Origin of the sequence: Asanoa hainanensis (genome assembly GCF_900188485.1) — a bacterium.
Taxonomy (GTDB): domain Bacteria; phylum Actinomycetota; class Actinomycetes; order Mycobacteriales; family Micromonosporaceae; genus Asanoa; species Asanoa hainanensis.
Genome location: NZ_FZPH01000007.1, coordinates 245,725 through 262,259, shown reverse-complemented (window position 1 = coordinate 262,259; position 16,535 = coordinate 245,725). Strand labels below are relative to the sequence as shown.

Sequence of the window (16,535 nt, the reverse complement as noted above, 5' to 3'; positions counted from 1 at the left end):
CGGGGTTGCGATGGACTGGCAGCGCTATTTTTCCGACACCCTGATCAGTGGCGACGTCGACGAGGTCGCCGCCGCCGCATCCGCCGCCGCCGCGACCGAGCGCGGCGGCGGTCGGCGCGAGGACGCCGTCTCCGCCGGTCGCAGCGCGGCCGCCAGCTACCGCCAGGAGGAGCGGGTCTGGCCGGCCGAGCTCGCGGTCCGGCTGTTCGCCCCGCCGGCACGGTGGGGCTGGGAGGCGGCACCCGTGCCGGTCGCGGCGGTGGCGCCGCCCATGCCGGCACAGCCGGCACCGTGGGTCGAGTCGCCCCGCCCGGACGCATCCGCTCTGCACGCCGAGCGGTCGAAGGCCGTGACCACGATGGTCCGCCGGCTGGTGGTCGCGGTCGCCGCCGTGGTCCTGTTCTCCACCTACCAGTTCACCCTCGAGGAGACCGTCTCCGAGTACGGCGGCTCCGAGGCCAGCGAGATCTTCCCGATCGCCGTGCTCGTCGTCGCCGCGCTGCTGGGCATCGGCGTCCTGCGGGCGCTCAACGGCGTCCGCCGGGCCAGCGCCGCCATCCGCCACTTCGAGCAGCCGTACCTGGCGCTGCGGGCCGCCGAGCGCGAACGGCACAACCAGGCCCAGCGGGAGTGGCGGGAGGCGGTGGCGCAGCATCGCGCGCAGACCGCGGAGGCGGCGCGGATCGCCGCCGAGCTCGCCAACGGCCCGCGCTGGTATCCGGCCGGGCCGATCTCGGATCCGGCCCGCGTCGACGTGTTCGGTGGGGATCCGCGCCGGCACGGCTGGGCGAGCCTGCTGCTCACGTTCGGCACGTCGTTGCTGGCCGCCGGCAGCCGGGTCACTGTCCTGGACCTCACCGGCCAGGAGGTCGCCGGCGGGCTGCTCGGGGTGGCCCGCGCGCACGGGCTGCGTACCAACCGCCTCGATCTGGCCGCCGGTGCCGCCGCCGACCTGCTCGACGGCGTCGGGCCGTCCGCCCTGGCCGACTGTCTCGCGCATGCCCTGGTGGACGGGGCGGACCTTCGGCAGGAGCGGGCATTGGCGGTAGACGTGCTGCGGTGGGTGCTGTCGTCCCTGGAGGGTCCGGTCACGTTCGACCGGCTCGCCGCCGGGGTCCGGGTGCTGCGGCAGGGCAGTCCCGCGGGCGCTGTGCTCAGCGACGCCGAGGTGAGCCGGCTCGCCGGGCACATCGGTGACCTCGACCAGAACGAATGGACGGCGCGGCAGTTGCGGTTCATCGTGAACCAGCTGGAGATCCTCGCCGGGTTCTCTCCCGGCGCTCCTTTGTGGACCAGTGCCCACCTTGACGTGGTCGCCACGCCCGGTGGCCTCGACGACCGCAAGGAACTGCTCGACCGGCTGCTGACCCAGGTCGCGCAGGCGGCCGTCGACGGCGATCGGATCACGGGGGTGCTGGTCATCTGCGGCGCCGACCACCTCGGTGCCCGTACTCTCAACCGGCTCTCCGACCACGCCCGGCGAGCCGGGGTCCGGCTCGTGCTGATGATCGACCAGCCGCAGGGCGACCTGGAGCGCAGCGCCGGCACCGGCGGCGCCGTGTGCATCATGAAGATGTACAACCACCGCGACGCGGCCGTCGCCGCGGACTTCGTCGGCAAGGGCCACAAGTTCGTCATCAACCAGGTGACGCAACAAGTCGGCAAGACCTTCACCGACGGCGGCGGGGACAGCTTCAACGTCAACACCTCGCACAGCGACGGCGTCAGCACGGGCCTGCGCAAGAAGCGGAACCTCACCGACAGCCGCGGGCAGACCTGGACCGGCACCCGCAACTGGACCAGCGCGGACAACGTCGGCACGTCCACGACGTTCGGCCGGGTGCACGAGTTCCTGGTCGATCCGCAGCAGATCCTCGGCATGCCGGAGACGGCGTTCATCCTGGTCGACAACTCCACGTCCGGGCGGCGGGTCCTGCTCGCGGACGGCAACCCGGGCATCGCGCTGCTCGGCTGAAGGGGATTTTTTCAGTGTCGATCTGGCCGGACTACCAGTTCCATCAGCTCGTCGAGTTGCCGCGGCCCGACGACGGCCTCCCCGGGGCCCTGATCGCCGCGCTCGGTGGTGCCCATCCCGCTCTGCTCGGAGCGGGCGGCGAGCTGTGTGCGGTGTGGTTGCGTGCGCCGGGCGAGCGGCAGCTGCGCTTCCTCGTCGGGGGCAGGCCGGGCTTTCCGCCTTCGTTATTTTCGGACCGGCCGGGGCGGCGCCAGGTGCTGTTCCCGCCCGGGGCGGTCGCCGCGGACCTGTCCGCCACGGAGGCCGCGGGGCTGCTCGACCGGTTCGACGCGTGGGTGCCGTGCGCGGTGCGGCCGGACGCGCTCTGGGAGCCGGCCCGTCGCGGCGGGTTCGACCGGCACGTGGCGCACCTGGACGCCCCGTTCGCGTGGCTGGTGCTGGCCGAGCCGCTCGCGCCGCAGGTCGTCCAGCCCGAGCTGGACCTGCTCGTCAACCAGATCCTGCCGTTGACGCGTGGGGAGGTCGGCGAGGCCCGGCGGATCAGGCTGGAGCGGCTGCAGGCCCGGCACCGCGAGCTCAGCCGAGCGCAGGCCGGCGATTGCTGGCGGGTGTCGGTGCTGGTCGGCGGGTCACCGTCGCGGGTCGCGACGCTCGCGGCCGGGCTGTGCGCGGTCACCGAGCTCGACGGGCTGCCGTACGTCGTCGCGCCCGCCGGGCCGGGCACGGGGATCTCGGCCGCCCGCGCGTACGAGGCCCCGGTCGCGACCACCGAGGTGCTCGCGGCCCTGGCCCGGCCGCCGGCGCGCGAGCTGCCCGGGTTGCGGCTCGTCGAGCCCCACACGTTCGACGTCACGCCGGAAGGGTCCCCCGCTGACTTCGAGCTGTCGCTGGGTGCGGTGCTCGACCAGGCGTCGTTGCCCAGCAGCCCGCTGACGCTGGATCGCGACACCCTCAACCGGCACACGTTCGTCTGCGGCGCGACCGGCTCCGGCAAGTCGCAGACCGTGCGGCACATGCTGACCGAGGCGGCCCGGATCGGCCTGCCGTGGCTGGCCGTCGAGCCCGCCAAGGCCGAGTACGCGCGGATGGCCGCTCGGCTGGCCCCGTACGGCCGGGACGTGATCGTGATCCGCCCGGGTGACCCCGCGCAGCCGCCGGCGGGCTTCAACCCGCTCGAGCCCGAGCCCGGCTTCCCGTTGCAGACCCACCTGGACCTGCTGCGGGCGCTGTTCCTGGCGGTCTTCCAGTCGGCCGAGCCGTTTCCGCAGGTGATCGCGACCGCCCTGACCCGGGGGTACGAGGAGCTCGGCTGGGACCTGGCGTTGGGTGAGCCGGTGCCGCGCGACCGCCCGCCGCGCTATCCGACGCTGGGCGACCTGCAACGCATCGCGGCGAGCGTGGTCACCGACATCGGCTACGGCGCCGAGGCGTCCGCGGACGTGAGCGGCTTCATCAAGGTACGCCTGGCCAGCCTGCGGCTCGGCACGACGGGCCGCTTCTTCGAGGGCGGGCACCGGCTCGACTTCCGCCTGCTGCGCGAGCGCAACGTGGTCCTGGAGATCGAGAACGTCGGCGACGACGCGGACAAGGCGTTCCTGATGGGTGCGGTGCTGATTCGGCTCTCGGAGCACCTGCGGGTCCGGTCGAAGCGGCACGGCGGTGCGCAGCTACCGCTCTCGCACCTCACCGTCATCGAGGAGGCGCATCGGTTGCTGCGCCGCGCCTCCGACGGCGCTTCGGGGCCGGCCCAGCACGCGGTCGAGCTGTTCGCGGGGATGCTCGCGGAGGTCCGCGCGCACGGCGAGGGGCTGATCATCGCCGAGCAGATCCCCGGCAAGCTCATCCCGGACGTCATCAAGAACACCGCCGTGAAGATCGTGCACCGGTTGCCGGCCCGCGACGACCGCGCGGCCGTCGGTGCCACGATGAACCTCGACGAGCAGCAGTCCCGGCACGTGGTGTCGCTGCGCCCGGGGACCGCGGCCGTGTTCACCGACGGCATGGACCGCCCGCTGCTGGTCCGGATGCCCGACGGCACCGGGTCCGAGGAGGGGCCGCTCGCCGCTGCCGGAGTCGACGCGATCGTCTCCCCGCGCAGCGAGACGTGCGGCCTCGACTGCCGCTCCGCTGTCTGCACGCTGCGCCAGATGCGCGAGGCGCAGCACCTGCTGGCGGAGCGGCCGTGGCTGGCGTTGTGGGCGGAGCTGACCGTGCTGGCGCACCTGGTCGGCCAGCGACCACCGGTGCCGGACCCTTCGCTGGTGCGGTCGTTGGCCGGGCTGGATGCCCGGCTGTTGGACTGCGCGCTCGGCCACGCCGTCGACGATGCCGTCGCGGTGCGCTCGGGGCAGTTGCATCCCCAGGTGTCGGCGACCGGTCTCGCGCTGCATTGCGTGACCGTCATGCGCGCGGTCGTGGGTGGCGCTTCCGACCTGTGTGCTTCGGACGGCTTCGCGTACCTCGCCGACCATCTGCGGTGGTTGCGGGTCTTTGTCGAGCTGGCTCTTGGCATCGCGGCCGAGTCGTCGCCGGCCGCCGGGTCCGGGCCTGATCCGGCGACCGGTGAGTGGGAGACCTGGCTGCGCCGACGGATCCCTGGGCGGACCCGAGTCGAGCAGCACACGGCTGTGGCCGGCTGGTGGCAGGCGGCGCTCGCCGACCAACGTCGGTTGGACGCCATCGGGCTGGGAACCCGGCGTCCGTCCACGGTGGAGGCCGTTGTCGGCGGGACGCCCGCGGACGAGGCGTGGGATGGGCGGCTCGCCGAGGCGATCGACGGGTTCTCCGAGTGCGGGTTCGCCACCCAGTTTCTCGTGCCGCAGGCCCGCCGCCGTCGGGCCGCCGAAGCGCGGGCGGGCTGATGCCCACCCACGTCCTGGTAACGCACGTCCACCGAGACACGGAAGGCTGAGCCCTGATGGCCGTCGACCAACGCCCGCCGCCACCGCCCGAACAACCCAAGCCACCGGAGCCGGTGCCGCCTGGTACGCCGGAGCGCCGGCCAGAGGTGCCTCCGCCGGAGGTGCCGAAGGAGGCCGCGTCCCGGCCGCTCGGCGAGATGCTGGCCCACCCACGCGACACTGCGGCCGGGCTGGTGGCCGCCGTGCAAGCGCAGGTCGGGGCGGGGCGCGACGCGATGGCCGGTGCGGTGAGCCACGCCTACGACGCGGTCGCGACCGGTGCCGGGAAGGCCGCCGACACCGTCGTCCAGGGCACGGTGAAGGCCGGGGACGCCGTGACGGGGGTCGCGGCGACGGTCCACGAAACCCTGAGCGACGGAGCCGCCAAGGCGCAGCAAGCCGTCGCAGACGCCGCGGGCAGGATGGAGCAGACCGTCGCCGACGGCGCGGCGAAGGTCCAACAGACCGTTGCCGACGGCGCGGCAAAAGTGCAGGAGACCGTCGCCCACGGCGCGGTGACCGTTGAGCAGGCCGCCACTCGCGGGGCCGACGCCGTGGCGCAGGGCGTCACGAAGGTCGAGGACGTGGCGAAGGAAGGCGTCGCGGCCGCGTCGGCGACCGTCAAGCCGGGCGGTGGCGTGTTCGAGGCGGTCGACGGGGCCGACCACGCGGTCCGGGAGACGCTGCGTCCGGGCGGCGCGGTCTTCGAGGGTCTGGACGCGGCGGTCAACCCCGACCGCACGGAGCACCCGATGCAGGCGGCCGTGATGGACAACCTGGGCCACCGCGGCAAGGAGCTTGCCGAGGGGCTCGTCTCGTCGGCCCTGCAGCCGGGCCGGAACGCGCATGACCTGGTCGCGTACGCGATGGACCCGACCGCCCCCGGCGCCCAGGACAAGGCCGTCGACGCGCTCAAGGAACCGGTCCGGGAGGTGGTCGGCCTGGCCAAGGGAGTCGGCGGCATGGCCGAGCGCATCGTGGACGCCGAGGCGATGGCCATGACGTACGCGATCGATCCTGAGGTCCGCAACGCCCCCGACGCCACCGCCAAGCTGGCGAGCGCGTTCACCGACCTGGCGATGGACGTACCGCAGCTCGGCCTGATGGTCGCCGGCGGAGCGGGACTGGCCGAGGGCCTGGCCGCCCGTGCCGGAGTCGGCGGCGCGGAGGCGGCCGCATCGGGCGCGATGGAAGGCGCCGAGGCACGCACGGTCAGTGCCGCCGATGGCATCCCGGACACGGTGCGCAGCCCCGAGTTCCCGGTCGAGCAACCACCGGAACGCCCGGTGCGGGTCGACATCGTGGAGTCACCGGGCACCCAGGTGCCGACCGAGGTCCCGGCGCAGAACCCGACCGCGCCGGAAGCCCCGGTGAGGCCGGAGCCGAGCCCGGATTCGGGCGTGCGCCCGACCGATGTCCCGGACACGTTGCGCAGCCCGACGTTCCCGGAGGAATACCAGCCGCCATCCCACGTCGAGGTCGAGATCGTCGAATCACCCGCGAGCCCCGAGCCCCCAGCGGCCGATCCCCCTGGCTCGGACCCGGAGTGGTCCCCGCACCCGGACTCGGAGGTCTACATCGCGCCGGAGTCGGGTGAGCGCCTCATCGACCCGTCGCTGGACCCGGACGCCACGCCGGTCCAGCCACTCAAAACGCCGACATCGGAACCGGGCCCGCTGGAGTCGGGCGAACGTCCGGTCAAACCGGCGGCCGACCCCGACCCGGTCTCGCCGGGCAAGCCGCCGGATTCGGGGGTGCGCCCGTAGCCGCCGTTTCTGTCGGTGGCTCGGTTTAGCCTCTAGCCGTGACCAAACTTCGACAGCCAAACCGTGACGGGGGTGCGGAGGCCATGTGGATCAGCGACGCGCCCGCGACGCCCGGCTCGTGGGCGGCAGCGCGCGCCGACCACCACAGGTCCGGGCTGTGGCCGCTGCTGCTCGACAGCCTTGACCGCGACGGGCAGCGGCCGTGGGAGTCCGGCGAGCTGGGGCAGCCGGAGACGTCCGCACCGGACGATTACGACGCCGAGACCGTGCTGGCCCACCTCTTTGCGGTCGGTGCGCCGGACAAGGGCTGGCCAGGTCTCGCACCCGCCGGCGCGCTGATCGCCGACCCGGACGACGAAGCCGACCGCGCCGCCGACGCGCTCCTGCACCGGCAGCCCTGGCTGCGCATCGGGTTCGTGCCAGCCCCACGCGGCAGCGACACCCTGGCCGCGTGCGGCTGGCACGGACCGGCGAACCACACGAACAACACCGCGCAGCTATGCGCCGTGCTGTGCAGCTGGGAGAGCCGCTTCGGCGCCCGCGCGATCGGTCTCGGCTTCGACACCCTCACCCTGAGCATCGCCGCGCCGCCGCGGACCATCGAGGAGGCGCTGGTGATCTCGGCGGAACACCTCGCCTTCTGCCCGGACAACATCTACCAGGGACCGGGCGCCATCGGCCCGTACGCCAAGCAGGTGCTCGAAGCGCGAGTGTGGAACTTCTGGTGGGACTGAACGACCTCACCGCCGTCGATGGTTGATCGTTGCCGTTGTCTGGCTGGTCATCCGGTGTCGTTGGCGGCTTCCCGGTCATACGGTGGGCGACCACAGACTTCGCGGGCGGGGAGGGCGGCTGGTGCGGTTCGTGCTCAACGGGCTCGCTCGCGACCTGGACGCCGCGACGGTCACGGCGCGGCTGCGTGATGTCGCGCCGGAAGCTGTGCGTAAGCACGGGGTGCGCGTCGCCGGCATCGTGTACCCGGTCCAGCAGGCGTTCGAGCGCGCGCTCGGGTTGGACCGCACCGAGTTCACCAGTCACATCGCGTTGCGGCACCTGCGGGCGCTCGGGTTCGAGATCGTGAGTGGCAGCGGGCGACCCGCTCCGCCGGCTGTCGCACCCGTGGAGCGGCACGCGAGCACCGGCTGGCCGTGGGAAGGCGCCGTGCAGCAGGTGTTCGCCAACCTCCTCCAACGCAGCGGTTGGTCGGTCACCGCCATGGCCGACACCGCCACGAAAGCCCGCGGCGTCGACCTGCTCGCCGAGGCGCCGGGCCGGGCGTTGGGTGCGGAGGTGAAGGGCTGGCCGTCCGACACCTACGCGGACCCGCGTCGCGCCGCCGAGGCGAAACGGACCCAGCCCAGCACGCAGGCGGGGCACTGGTTCAGCCAGGCCCTGTTCAAGGCGATGCTGCTGTTGGACAGCCATCCCGAGCGCGAGTCACTGATGGTGCTGCCGGCCCACGACCGTTACCGCGACCTCGCCGCCCGCACCCGCACCGGTCGCCACGCCGCGAACATCCACGTCGTCCTTCTCGATCAGGACGGCACCTACTCCAGCGAATGGTGGCAGCCATGACCGGACCTTCGCGGCTCAGTGGAAATCGGGCGATCGAGGACGCGGCGGTGGCGTTCGTGCTGCGGTGGGAGGCCGACCACGGACGCCCCGCCGAAGACACTCGCGGCACCGGGGCCCCGGCCGATGTCGCCAGCAGCGGTCGCACCATCGAGGTCAAGGCCTGCGGAGCGTCGGCCCGCGGGCAGGATCTGTGGCTCGAGTCCCGGCAGCGGGCTGAGGCGGACACCAATCCTGATTTCTGGATCTACATCGTCGAGAACGTGCGCCAAGGCGACCCGGCGCACTTCCGGCTCCTCCAGATCGGCGGCGAGGATCTGAAGCGCCTGGTGCGACGGGCGGTCGAACGGCAGTACTTCACGGTTCCCTGGCCGGTCGCTGAATACGACGCGCTCATCGGCCAGCGTCCGACCTGAACCCCTCCGGGTCGGCGCGGGCCGCGAGGAGAAGCGCGAAGCCCAGGCCGCTGAGGGCCAGGCCGCCGACTGCGACCAACCAGGCCTTTCGGGAACGGCGTCGGCGCTCGGGCCTGCTCCATTCCTGCGAGGTCAGGTCCAGGAGGTTGCGCCGGCGGGTGCTGCTGGTCATCGTGGTTCTCTCCCGGGCCGAGTTGGTGGCACGCTTCTGACGTTGTCACCGTCCCAAGCCGCCGGGGTGCGGCCTTCCCCGCACAGCGGGAATCGCCTCCCCCGCGCGGGGGAGCGTGTCAGGGGTGGTGTCAGGTCCGTGGCGGGGCCGTGGCAGCACCGGTGCCGATAGTCGACGCATGACAAACGAGCAGAACTTCGCAACCCCCGCCCCGATCGCCGCCATCCTCGAGATCCCCGCCGGACGCGTCCAGCTCATCGCCGCCGACCAGGCCGTCACCACCGTGCGGGTCCAGCCCGTCAACGCGGCCAAGAGCCACGACGTCCAGGCCGCGCAGCGCACCACCGTCGACTACCACGACGGCGTCCTGCGCATCACCGACTCCACCACCCACCACAAACTGATCGGCTCCAAGGGCTCCGTCGACATCACCGTCGAGCTGCCCGCCGGCTCCCGCGTCGACGCCAAGACCGGCGCCTGCGAGGTCCGCGGCACCGGCCGCCTCGGCGACGTCACCTTCGACGGCGCCTACCGCCAGATCACCATCGACGAAACCGCCAGCCTGCACCTGACCGCGGTCGACGGCGACGTGCAGATCGGCCGGCTCGGCGGCCCCGCCCAGATCAGCACCCCGCGCGGCGACATCCGAATCACCGAAGCGGCACGCGGCACGGTCGTGCTCACCACCCAGATGGGCGACATCACCATCGGCGCCGCACCCGGCGTCTCGGCCACGCTGGACGCCAGCACCGCCTCCGGCCGCATCAGCAACGCCCTGCGCAACGACGGCACCGCCGCACTCGACATCCGCGCCACCACCTCACTCGGCAACATCACCGCCCGCAGCCTCTGACAAAGCAATGACCAGGTCAGGCGAGGCTGTAGGCGAGCAGGAAGTCCGCGGCTGGGATCGCGAACGCGATCGCGACAACCGCGAGCCGCGGTATCGACGGCCGGCGGGCCACGGCCGCGTACACCAGCACCAGCAGCGGCGCCGCGACCGTCTGGAGCAGCCACGAGTCGCGGTCCACGAACACGTCCAGGTGGCAGCACGCCAGCCAGAGAGCGTTCGCCGCCACCCACAACCCCAGGCCGGCGCGGTAGCACGCGGCCGCGGTCCACCGCACCGCCGCCGTCGTGTAGCCGGCCGTGCGGTCGGCGACGTGGTCGATGACGGTGGTGGGCAGGTAGAGGGCGGCGGCCAGCAGCAGACCCAGGACCGCCAGGACGGGTGGGTAGTCCAGGACCGGACGAGACAGCGACCAGCCGCCGAGCGGACCGACCACCCCCACGACGATCGCGTTGACGGCCACGTCCGCACCAGGGCGGGTCTTGAGCCGGATCGGCGGCACGCTGTACAGCCAGCCGAAGACAAGCACGATGACGGTGCCCACGAAGAACGTCGAGCCCGCCACGGTCGCCAGCGTGATGGCGGCGACGGCCGACCAGCGGGCGCAGCGACGCAGGTCCGCCGGGGTGAGCTCGCCGGTCACCAGGGGTGCGGTGGCTTTGCGGGGGTTGCGCCGGTCGCTGGGCAGATCGTGCAGGTCGTTGAGGGCGAACACCCACGCCCACACCAGCGGGCCGAGGACGACGGCGGCCGCGACGGTCGCCGGCACGGCCTCGCGGGCGGGCACCGGGTCTCCGGTCGCGACCACCATGCCGAAGTACGCACCCGCCCAGCTCAGGGGCCAGAACCACGGACGCGTCAGGCGCAGGACGACCCAACGGTCCAACGCGGTCCTATGTGGAGCGGACGAGGACAAGACAGCGGTGGCCATGCGATCGACAATAGGCGGCCCCAGCGGCCCGGAACTCACCTCCGAGAGCCATCCCGCTCCCCCGCACGGGGGAGATCAACCGCGTGAGCAGGAGCCGGCCGCCCTCGTACACGCCCCCGTCGATGGCGAGTACCCGCTTGTCGGCGTACCACAGGCCTTCCTTGACCTCCTGGACCCCGAAATGCTTCGTGAGCGTGCTGTGGCCGTGCACGATCACGTCGCCGCCGAGCGTGCTCAGCAGTCGTGAGACCGCGGGCGTCGGGTCGGCGTCGCGGAACGCGTTCCGGCCGCTGAGCCGCCCGCAGAACGTCAACCAGCTGGCCACGTCGGTGCTCCGCAACGCCGTACCCACGGCGGCGTTGATCTGTGCGATCGTCGAGCCGAACTCCAGGTAGCCGAGCGTGTCCGAGTGCACCAGCAGATGGCCGTCGACGAGGGCGACGGCGGGCAGCCGCGCGATCCAGGAGATGTGGTCGGGGGTCAGGCGGCGCAGGTCCGCCTCCCTTCCGCCGAACCGGGCCCATCCGCCGCGAAAACCGTCAGGATCGTCCCAACCGGGTACGGGTGCGGCACCGAACCGATGCGCGGCGAGCAACTGCGCCTCGTGGTTGCCGAGCAGCGCCCGCACCTCCCCGCCCGCGGCCGCCGCTGCCGACTCCAGCGCGCGGATGTCGTCGATGACCCCCAGACCGTCGGGGCCGCGGTCGACATAGTCGCCCAACAGCCACAGCCGGGCATCTCCTCCGGCCCATCGACCAGCACCGTCGACCAGCCCGGCCGCTCGCAGAGCCGAAACCAGCTCCTCCCGGTGGCCGTGGATGTCCGCGATGACGAACAAAGGTGGCATCGGGTCACCGTAGCCAACATCCACGAGCGGAAAGACCGGGCTGCGCGATTCCGTCAGGGGTTAATATTCGTGACTGCCGACCCATGGACGGGGGTGGACCGTGACGCAGCCCCGGCGCATGTCGCGCTTCAGCACGGCTGAGCTGCCTCCCGGCCAGCGGGTCGGGCTGTGGGAGGACCACAACCGCACCGCGCTGATCGGGCTGCGCTGTCACCTGCTCAGCGAGACGCCGTTCGACGGGACCGAGCTCAACCTCCAGCTCGACCGGATGCACCTGGCCCGCGTACGCGGCAGCTCCCACGTCGTCGAACGGCCGGCGGAGGTGATCCGCCGGAGCCCCACCGACTCGATCGCGGTCTACCTGACCCTGGTCGGTGAGGCGTTCTTCTACCACGACGGCGGCGTGCTCACCCTGCGTCCGGGCCAGGCGCTCCTCTGCGACGCGGACCGCCCGTTCATGCGCGGCTTCTCGCACGGGCTGGAGGAGCTGGCGGTCAAGGTGCCACGGTCGACGTTCCGGGAGGTGACCGGGCTCGACGCGCTTCCGGCGCCCCTGGTGCGGGACTTCGCGCACGGCGACATCGCGGCCCGGACCTTCGCGCGGCTGGTCGACCGCGCCCTGCGTCCCGACGGGGACGAGCCGGTGGACGAGGCGACCGTGCTCCAGCTGCTCGCCAGCATGACCGGACGCACCGCGGTCGACCCGGGCACGGCGCACCTGGCCAACGCGCGCGCGTTCATCGAGGACCACCTGACCGACCCAGGGCTGAGCGCGTCGCGGGTCGCCGCCGGCATCGGGATCAGCGAGCGGCACCTGTCGCGGGCCTTCGCCGCCGCCGGCCCGAGCCTGCCGCAGTACGTGTTGGCCAAGCGGCTCGAACGCGCCCGCACGCTGCTCGTCACGTGTCCACAGGCCACGGTTGCCGACGTGGCGTCGCGCTGTGGATTCGGCTCGGCGGCCTACTTCTCGCAGGCCTTCCGGGCGCACTTCGGGATGCGGGCCACGGACCTGCGGCGCGCGCGGTAGTTTCCGGATTCCGCCACACCGTCGTTTTTCCGCCCAGTTACGGCCCTGACGCTTGCCTCGGCACCGGGTCCGTTCTCGACACTGAGCGAATGACAGATGTGGCTGGCGGGCCGGCGGTGACCACCGACGTCCTGGTCGTGGGATCGGGTCCGGCGGGGGCGGGAGCGGCGCTGCTGCTGTCCACTCTGGGCATCCCGAACATCATGATCACGAAGTACCGGTGGACGGCCAACACCCCGCGCTCGCACATCACGAACCAGCGTGCGATGGAGGTCTTCCGGGACACGGGCATCGAGGACCAGGTCCTCGCCGACGCCACGCCGCACCACCTGATGGGCGACACGGTCTTCTGCACGTCGATCGCCGGCGAGGAGATCGGCCGGATCCTCACCTGGGGAACCCATCCCGGCCGGCGCGGCGACTACCAGCTCGCCTCCCCCTGCCTGCCGGTCGACATCCCGCAGACCTATCTGGAACCCATCCTGGTACGCAACGCGACCCAGCGCGGCACCCAGGCCAGGTTCTCGACCGAGTACGTCTCGCATCAGCAGGACGCCGACGGCGTCGACGTGACCGTGCGGGACCGCCTGACCGGCCAGGTCTACTCGATCCGCGCCAAGTACCTCGTCGGCGCCGACGGTGCCCGCTCGCAGGTGGCCGCCGATCTCGACCTGCCGATGGAAGGCGCGATGGACATCGCCGGGTCGATGAACATCACCTTCAAGGCGGACCTGGCCGCGTACGTGGGACACCGCCCGTCGATCCTCTACTGGGTCATCCAGCCGGGGTCGAACGTCGGCGGGATCGGCGCCGGGTTGGTGCGCACGGTGCGGCCGTGGAACGAGTGGCTGATCGTCTGGGGCTACGACATCAACGAGCCGCCGGTGGTCGACGACGCCGCGGCCACCGCCATCGTGCGGAACCTCGTCGGGTTGCCCGACCTCGAGGTCGAGATCACCGGGACGTCGTTGTGGGGCAACAACGAGATGTACGCGACGCGCCTGCACTCCGGACGGGTGTTCTGCGTCGGCGACGCCGTCCATCGGCACCCGCCGTCCAACGGGCTCGGCTCGAACACCTCGATCCAGGACTCGTACAACCTGGCCTGGAAGCTCGCGGCGGTCCTGCGCGGTCAGGCCGCACCATCCTTGTTGGACACTTTCACCGCCGAGCGCGCGCCGGTGGCCCAGCAGATCGTCAAGCGGGCCAACAAGTCCAGCCGCGAGTTCGTGCAGTTCTTCGAGGTGCTCGGCCTGCTCGACGCCGAGGACGAGGCGGAGATGGCCGCGCGGATCGAGGAACGCAAGGCCAACACCCCGGCGGGTGCCGCGAAGCGAGCCGCCCTGGTGTCGGCGATGGAGCTCAAGCACTACGAGTTCAACGCGCACGGCGTCGAGCTCGGCCAGTTCTACGCCTCGACGGCGGTGGTGCCCGACGGCAGCTCGCGCCCCGCGCCGAGTCGGGACGCCGAGCTCTACTTCGAGCCGTCGACGGTGCCGGGCGCCAAGCTGCCGCACGTCTGGGTCGGCGACGCCCGTCACCGGGTGTCCACCCTGGACCTGGCTCCGCTGACCCGGTTCACCCTGTTCACCGGGATCGCCGGTGAGCCGTGGGTCGGAGCGGCGGCGAAGGTCGGCCAGGAGCTCGGCGTACCGTTGGAGGCGGTGGTCATCGGCCCCGGCCGCGCGGCGACCGACCTGTACTTCGACTGGGCGCGGGTGCGCGAGGTGGCCGAGGACGGAGCGATCCTGGTGCGTCCGGACAAGCACATCGGGTGGCGGTCGATGGCGCTGGCGGCCGACCCGTACACCGCGCTGCGTTCTGGTCTCGCCTCGATTCTCGGGCGGTCCGGCGACGCATGAGCATCAGCTTCACGCACGAGACGCTGCCGCAGCGCGTGGTCTTCGGCGCGGGGTCGCTCGGGCAGCTCGCGGCCGAGGTGGCCCGGCTCGGCAGCGAGCCCATGGTGATCGGCGACGAGCTCGACGTCCTTCCGGGGGCGATCCACTACCGCGAGGTGGCGATGCACGTCCCGGTGGAGGTCGCCGAGCGGGCCCGCGCCACGGCCTCGGCGCACGGCGTGGACGTCCTCGTCAGCGTCGGCGGCGGGTCGACGACCGGCCTGGCCAAGGCGGTCGCCTTGACCAGCGGGCTGCCGATCGTCGCGGTCCCGACCACGTACGCCGGTTCGGAGGCCACGGATGTGTGGGGCCTGACTTCGGGCGGGCGAAAGACCACCGGATCTGACGGACGGGTCCTGCCGCGAACAGTCGTCTACGACGCGGCGCTGACGCTGACGCTCCCGGTGGACCTGAGCGTCGCCTCGGGGCTGAACGCCGTCGCGCACTGCGTCGACTCGATGTGGGCGCCGCGAGCGGACCCGATCAACCAGGCGCTCGCCCTGGAAGGCATCCGCGCCATGCGATCGGGTCTGCCCCAGGTGGTGCGAGATCCGACCGGCATCGAGGGCCGGGAGCAGGCGTTGTACGGCGCGTACCTGTCGGCGGTGGCGTTCGCGTCGGCGGGCTCGGGCCTGCACCACAAGATCTGCCACGTGCTCGGCGGCAGGTTCAACCTGCCGCACGCCCAGACCCACGCGGTGGTGCTGCCGCACGTCCTCGCCTTCAACGCCCCGTCGGTGCCCGCGGTCGCGCAGCGCGTGGCGTCCGCTTTTGACGCGTCGTCCGCGGTGGACGGCCTGCGCCGGCTGCGTTCCTCGGTCGACGCACCTACCGCCCTGCGGGACTACGGCTTCCAGGAGACCGACATCCCGGCGGCGGTCGAGGCGATCCTGCCGGTCGTGCCGCCGGACAACCCGACCGCGGTCACGGCCGCGAACCTGCACGAACTACTGCGTCACGCGTGGGCGGGACAGGAGCAGCGATGAGCACGGAGCAGGAGAGCCGCGAGGCCCAGCTGGTCGACCGGGTCGTAGCGTCGTTCGACGACACCCCGGATCCGCGCCTGCGGCACCTGATGCAGGCACTCACCCGGCACCTGCACGCGTTCGTCCGAGAGGTCCGGCTCACCGAGCAGGAGTGGCAACAGGCGATCCAGTTCCTGACCGCCACCGGCCACATGACGGACGACCGACGGCAGGAGTTCATCCTGCTCTCGGACGTGCTGGGCGCGTCGATGCAAACGGTGACGGTCAACAACCAGGCGTACGGCGACGCGACGGAGGCGACGGTCTTCGGCCCGTTCTTCGTGGAGGGCTCCCCCCACATCCCGCACGGCGGCGACATCGCGGGCAGCGCCAGCGGCCAACCGTGCCTGGTCGAGGGAACGGTCCGCGACGCCGCCGGCAAGCCGGTGCCGAACGCCCGGATCGAGGTCTGGGAAGCGGACGACGAGGGCTTCTACGACGTGCAGTACGGCGACGACCGGGTCGCCGCCCGCGGTCACCTGCACACGGACACCGACGGCACCTACCGCTTCTGGGCGATCCAGCCGACCCCGTACCCGATCCCCCACGACGGCCCGGTCGGCCGCCTCCTGTCCGCGACGGGCCGCTCCCCGATGCGCGCCTCGCACCTGCACTTCCTGGTCGAAGCCCCCGAGTGCCGGACATTGGTGACCCACATCTTCGTCCGCGGCGACGCCCTCCTGACCAGCGACAGCGTCTTCGGCGTCCGAGACTCGCTGGTCAAGGACTTCGAACCCCAGCCGGCGACCACCCCCACCCCCGACGGCCGAGACCTGAACGGCCAACCCTGGTCACGGGTACGTTTCGACATCGTCCTGGCCCCGGACCCCGGGTCGCGCTCATCCACACTGGGCGGATGAGGGATCCATCGGGTCAGGCCGTCCGGCCGAGCCTCGTCGGGCGCTTCCTGGCGTGGGTCGGCATCGTCGCGCACGTCGTGGTCTTGTTCTTCTACGTGGTCAGCGGGCTGGTCATGCCGGCGTGGGCGGTAGGCGTTCTCGTCGTCATCTGGGCGGGCCTGCTCGCGGTCGCGATCGCTCTGCTACGGACCCGCCCACCCTGGACCCTGGTCGTCCCGCTCGTTGCCGTCGTCGTCTGGTTCGCGGTCGTGTCGGCCGGCGACGCCTGGCTCGGATGGACCGCCTAGCCGGCG

At 72.2% G+C, this 16,535-nt stretch carries 14 protein-coding genes; 12 read left to right on the top strand and 2 right to left on the bottom strand.

Annotation, left to right across the window (positions count from 1 at the left end; all coding sequences use genetic code 11):
* Window positions 1-10 precede the first annotated feature (10 nt).
* The 7 genes from CHC05_RS19550 to CHC05_RS19520 all read left to right on the top strand — a co-directional run bounded on the left by CHC05_RS19550 (window position 11) and on the right by CHC05_RS19520 (window position 9,654).
* The gene (locus CHC05_RS19550; RefSeq protein WP_179266274.1) at window positions 11-1,975 is read left to right on the top strand and encodes a hypothetical protein; all 1,965 of its coding nucleotides are present in this window, start codon (window positions 11-13) and stop codon (window positions 1,973-1,975) included.
* Between the two features lie 14 nt (window positions 1,976-1,989).
* Window positions 1,990-4,836, top strand: a complete 2,847-nt coding sequence (locus CHC05_RS19545; RefSeq protein ID WP_089250831.1) for an ATP-binding protein — start codon at window positions 1,990-1,992, stop codon at window positions 4,834-4,836.
* A 56-nt stretch (window positions 4,837-4,892) separates the two neighbouring features.
* Complete coding sequence (locus CHC05_RS41560; protein WP_179266273.1) at window positions 4,893-6,641, top strand: hypothetical protein; 1,749 nt, start codon at window positions 4,893-4,895, stop codon at window positions 6,639-6,641.
* Window positions 6,642-6,679: 38 nt separating this feature from the next.
* Window positions 6,680-7,375, top strand: a complete 696-nt coding sequence (locus CHC05_RS19535; RefSeq protein WP_218824602.1) for a DUF4253 domain-containing protein — start codon at window positions 6,680-6,682, stop codon at window positions 7,373-7,375.
* A 121-nt stretch (window positions 7,376-7,496) separates the two neighbouring features.
* On the top strand, window positions 7,497-8,216 hold the full coding sequence (locus CHC05_RS19530; RefSeq protein WP_089250827.1) for a hypothetical protein: 720 nt from the start codon (window positions 7,497-7,499) through the stop codon (window positions 8,214-8,216).
* The gene (locus CHC05_RS19525; protein WP_089250825.1) at window positions 8,213-8,629 is read left to right on the top strand and encodes a protein NO VEIN domain-containing protein; all 417 of its coding nucleotides are present in this window, start codon (window positions 8,213-8,215) and stop codon (window positions 8,627-8,629) included. Before CHC05_RS19530 ends, CHC05_RS19525 begins: the two co-directional genes overlap by 4 nt.
* Window positions 8,630-8,979: 350 nt before the next feature.
* On the top strand, window positions 8,980-9,654 hold the full coding sequence (locus CHC05_RS19520; RefSeq protein ID WP_089250823.1) for a DUF4097 family beta strand repeat-containing protein: 675 nt from the start codon (window positions 8,980-8,982) through the stop codon (window positions 9,652-9,654).
* 16 nt (window positions 9,655-9,670) lie between these two features.
* Here CHC05_RS19520 and CHC05_RS19515 read toward each other — a convergent pair whose 3' ends face one another.
* Both CHC05_RS19515 and CHC05_RS19510 read right to left on the bottom strand, forming a co-directional pair.
* Window positions 9,671-10,582, bottom strand: coding sequence for a UbiA family prenyltransferase (locus CHC05_RS19515; protein WP_089250821.1), 912 nt, complete (start codon window positions 10,580-10,582; stop codon window positions 9,671-9,673).
* The gene (locus CHC05_RS19510) at window positions 10,545-11,429 is read right to left on the bottom strand and encodes a metallophosphoesterase (RefSeq protein WP_089250819.1); all 885 of its coding nucleotides are present in this window, start codon (window positions 11,427-11,429) and stop codon (window positions 10,545-10,547) included. Before CHC05_RS19510 ends, CHC05_RS19515 begins: the two co-directional genes overlap by 38 nt.
* A gap of 100 nt (window positions 11,430-11,529) precedes the next feature.
* On the opposite strand from CHC05_RS19510, the gene CHC05_RS19505 reads away from it, so the two are divergent.
* From CHC05_RS19505 to CHC05_RS19485, 5 genes are all read left to right on the top strand, one after another.
* Entirely contained in the window at window positions 11,530-12,456 is a 927-nt protein-coding gene (locus CHC05_RS19505) for a helix-turn-helix domain-containing protein (protein ID WP_144022675.1), read from the top strand.
* An 89-nt stretch (window positions 12,457-12,545) separates the two neighbouring features.
* The gene (locus CHC05_RS19500; protein WP_089250815.1) at window positions 12,546-14,318 is read left to right on the top strand and encodes an FAD-dependent oxidoreductase; all 1,773 of its coding nucleotides are present in this window, start codon (window positions 12,546-12,548) and stop codon (window positions 14,316-14,318) included.
* Complete coding sequence (locus CHC05_RS19495) at window positions 14,315-15,343, top strand: maleylacetate reductase (protein ID WP_089250813.1); 1,029 nt, start codon at window positions 14,315-14,317, stop codon at window positions 15,341-15,343. The genes CHC05_RS19500 and CHC05_RS19495 overlap by 4 nt, the downstream gene beginning before the upstream one ends.
* Complete coding sequence (locus CHC05_RS19490) at window positions 15,340-16,242, top strand: intradiol ring-cleavage dioxygenase (RefSeq protein ID WP_089250811.1); 903 nt, start codon at window positions 15,340-15,342, stop codon at window positions 16,240-16,242. The genes CHC05_RS19495 and CHC05_RS19490 overlap by 4 nt, the downstream gene beginning before the upstream one ends.
* Window positions 16,239-16,529 carry a hypothetical protein gene (locus CHC05_RS19485; protein ID WP_089250809.1) on the top strand — a complete coding sequence of 97 codons (291 nt, stop codon included), beginning with the start codon at window positions 16,239-16,241 and terminating at the stop codon, window positions 16,527-16,529. The genes CHC05_RS19490 and CHC05_RS19485 overlap by 4 nt, the downstream gene beginning before the upstream one ends.
* The last annotated feature ends 6 nt before the right edge of the window (window positions 16,530-16,535 follow it).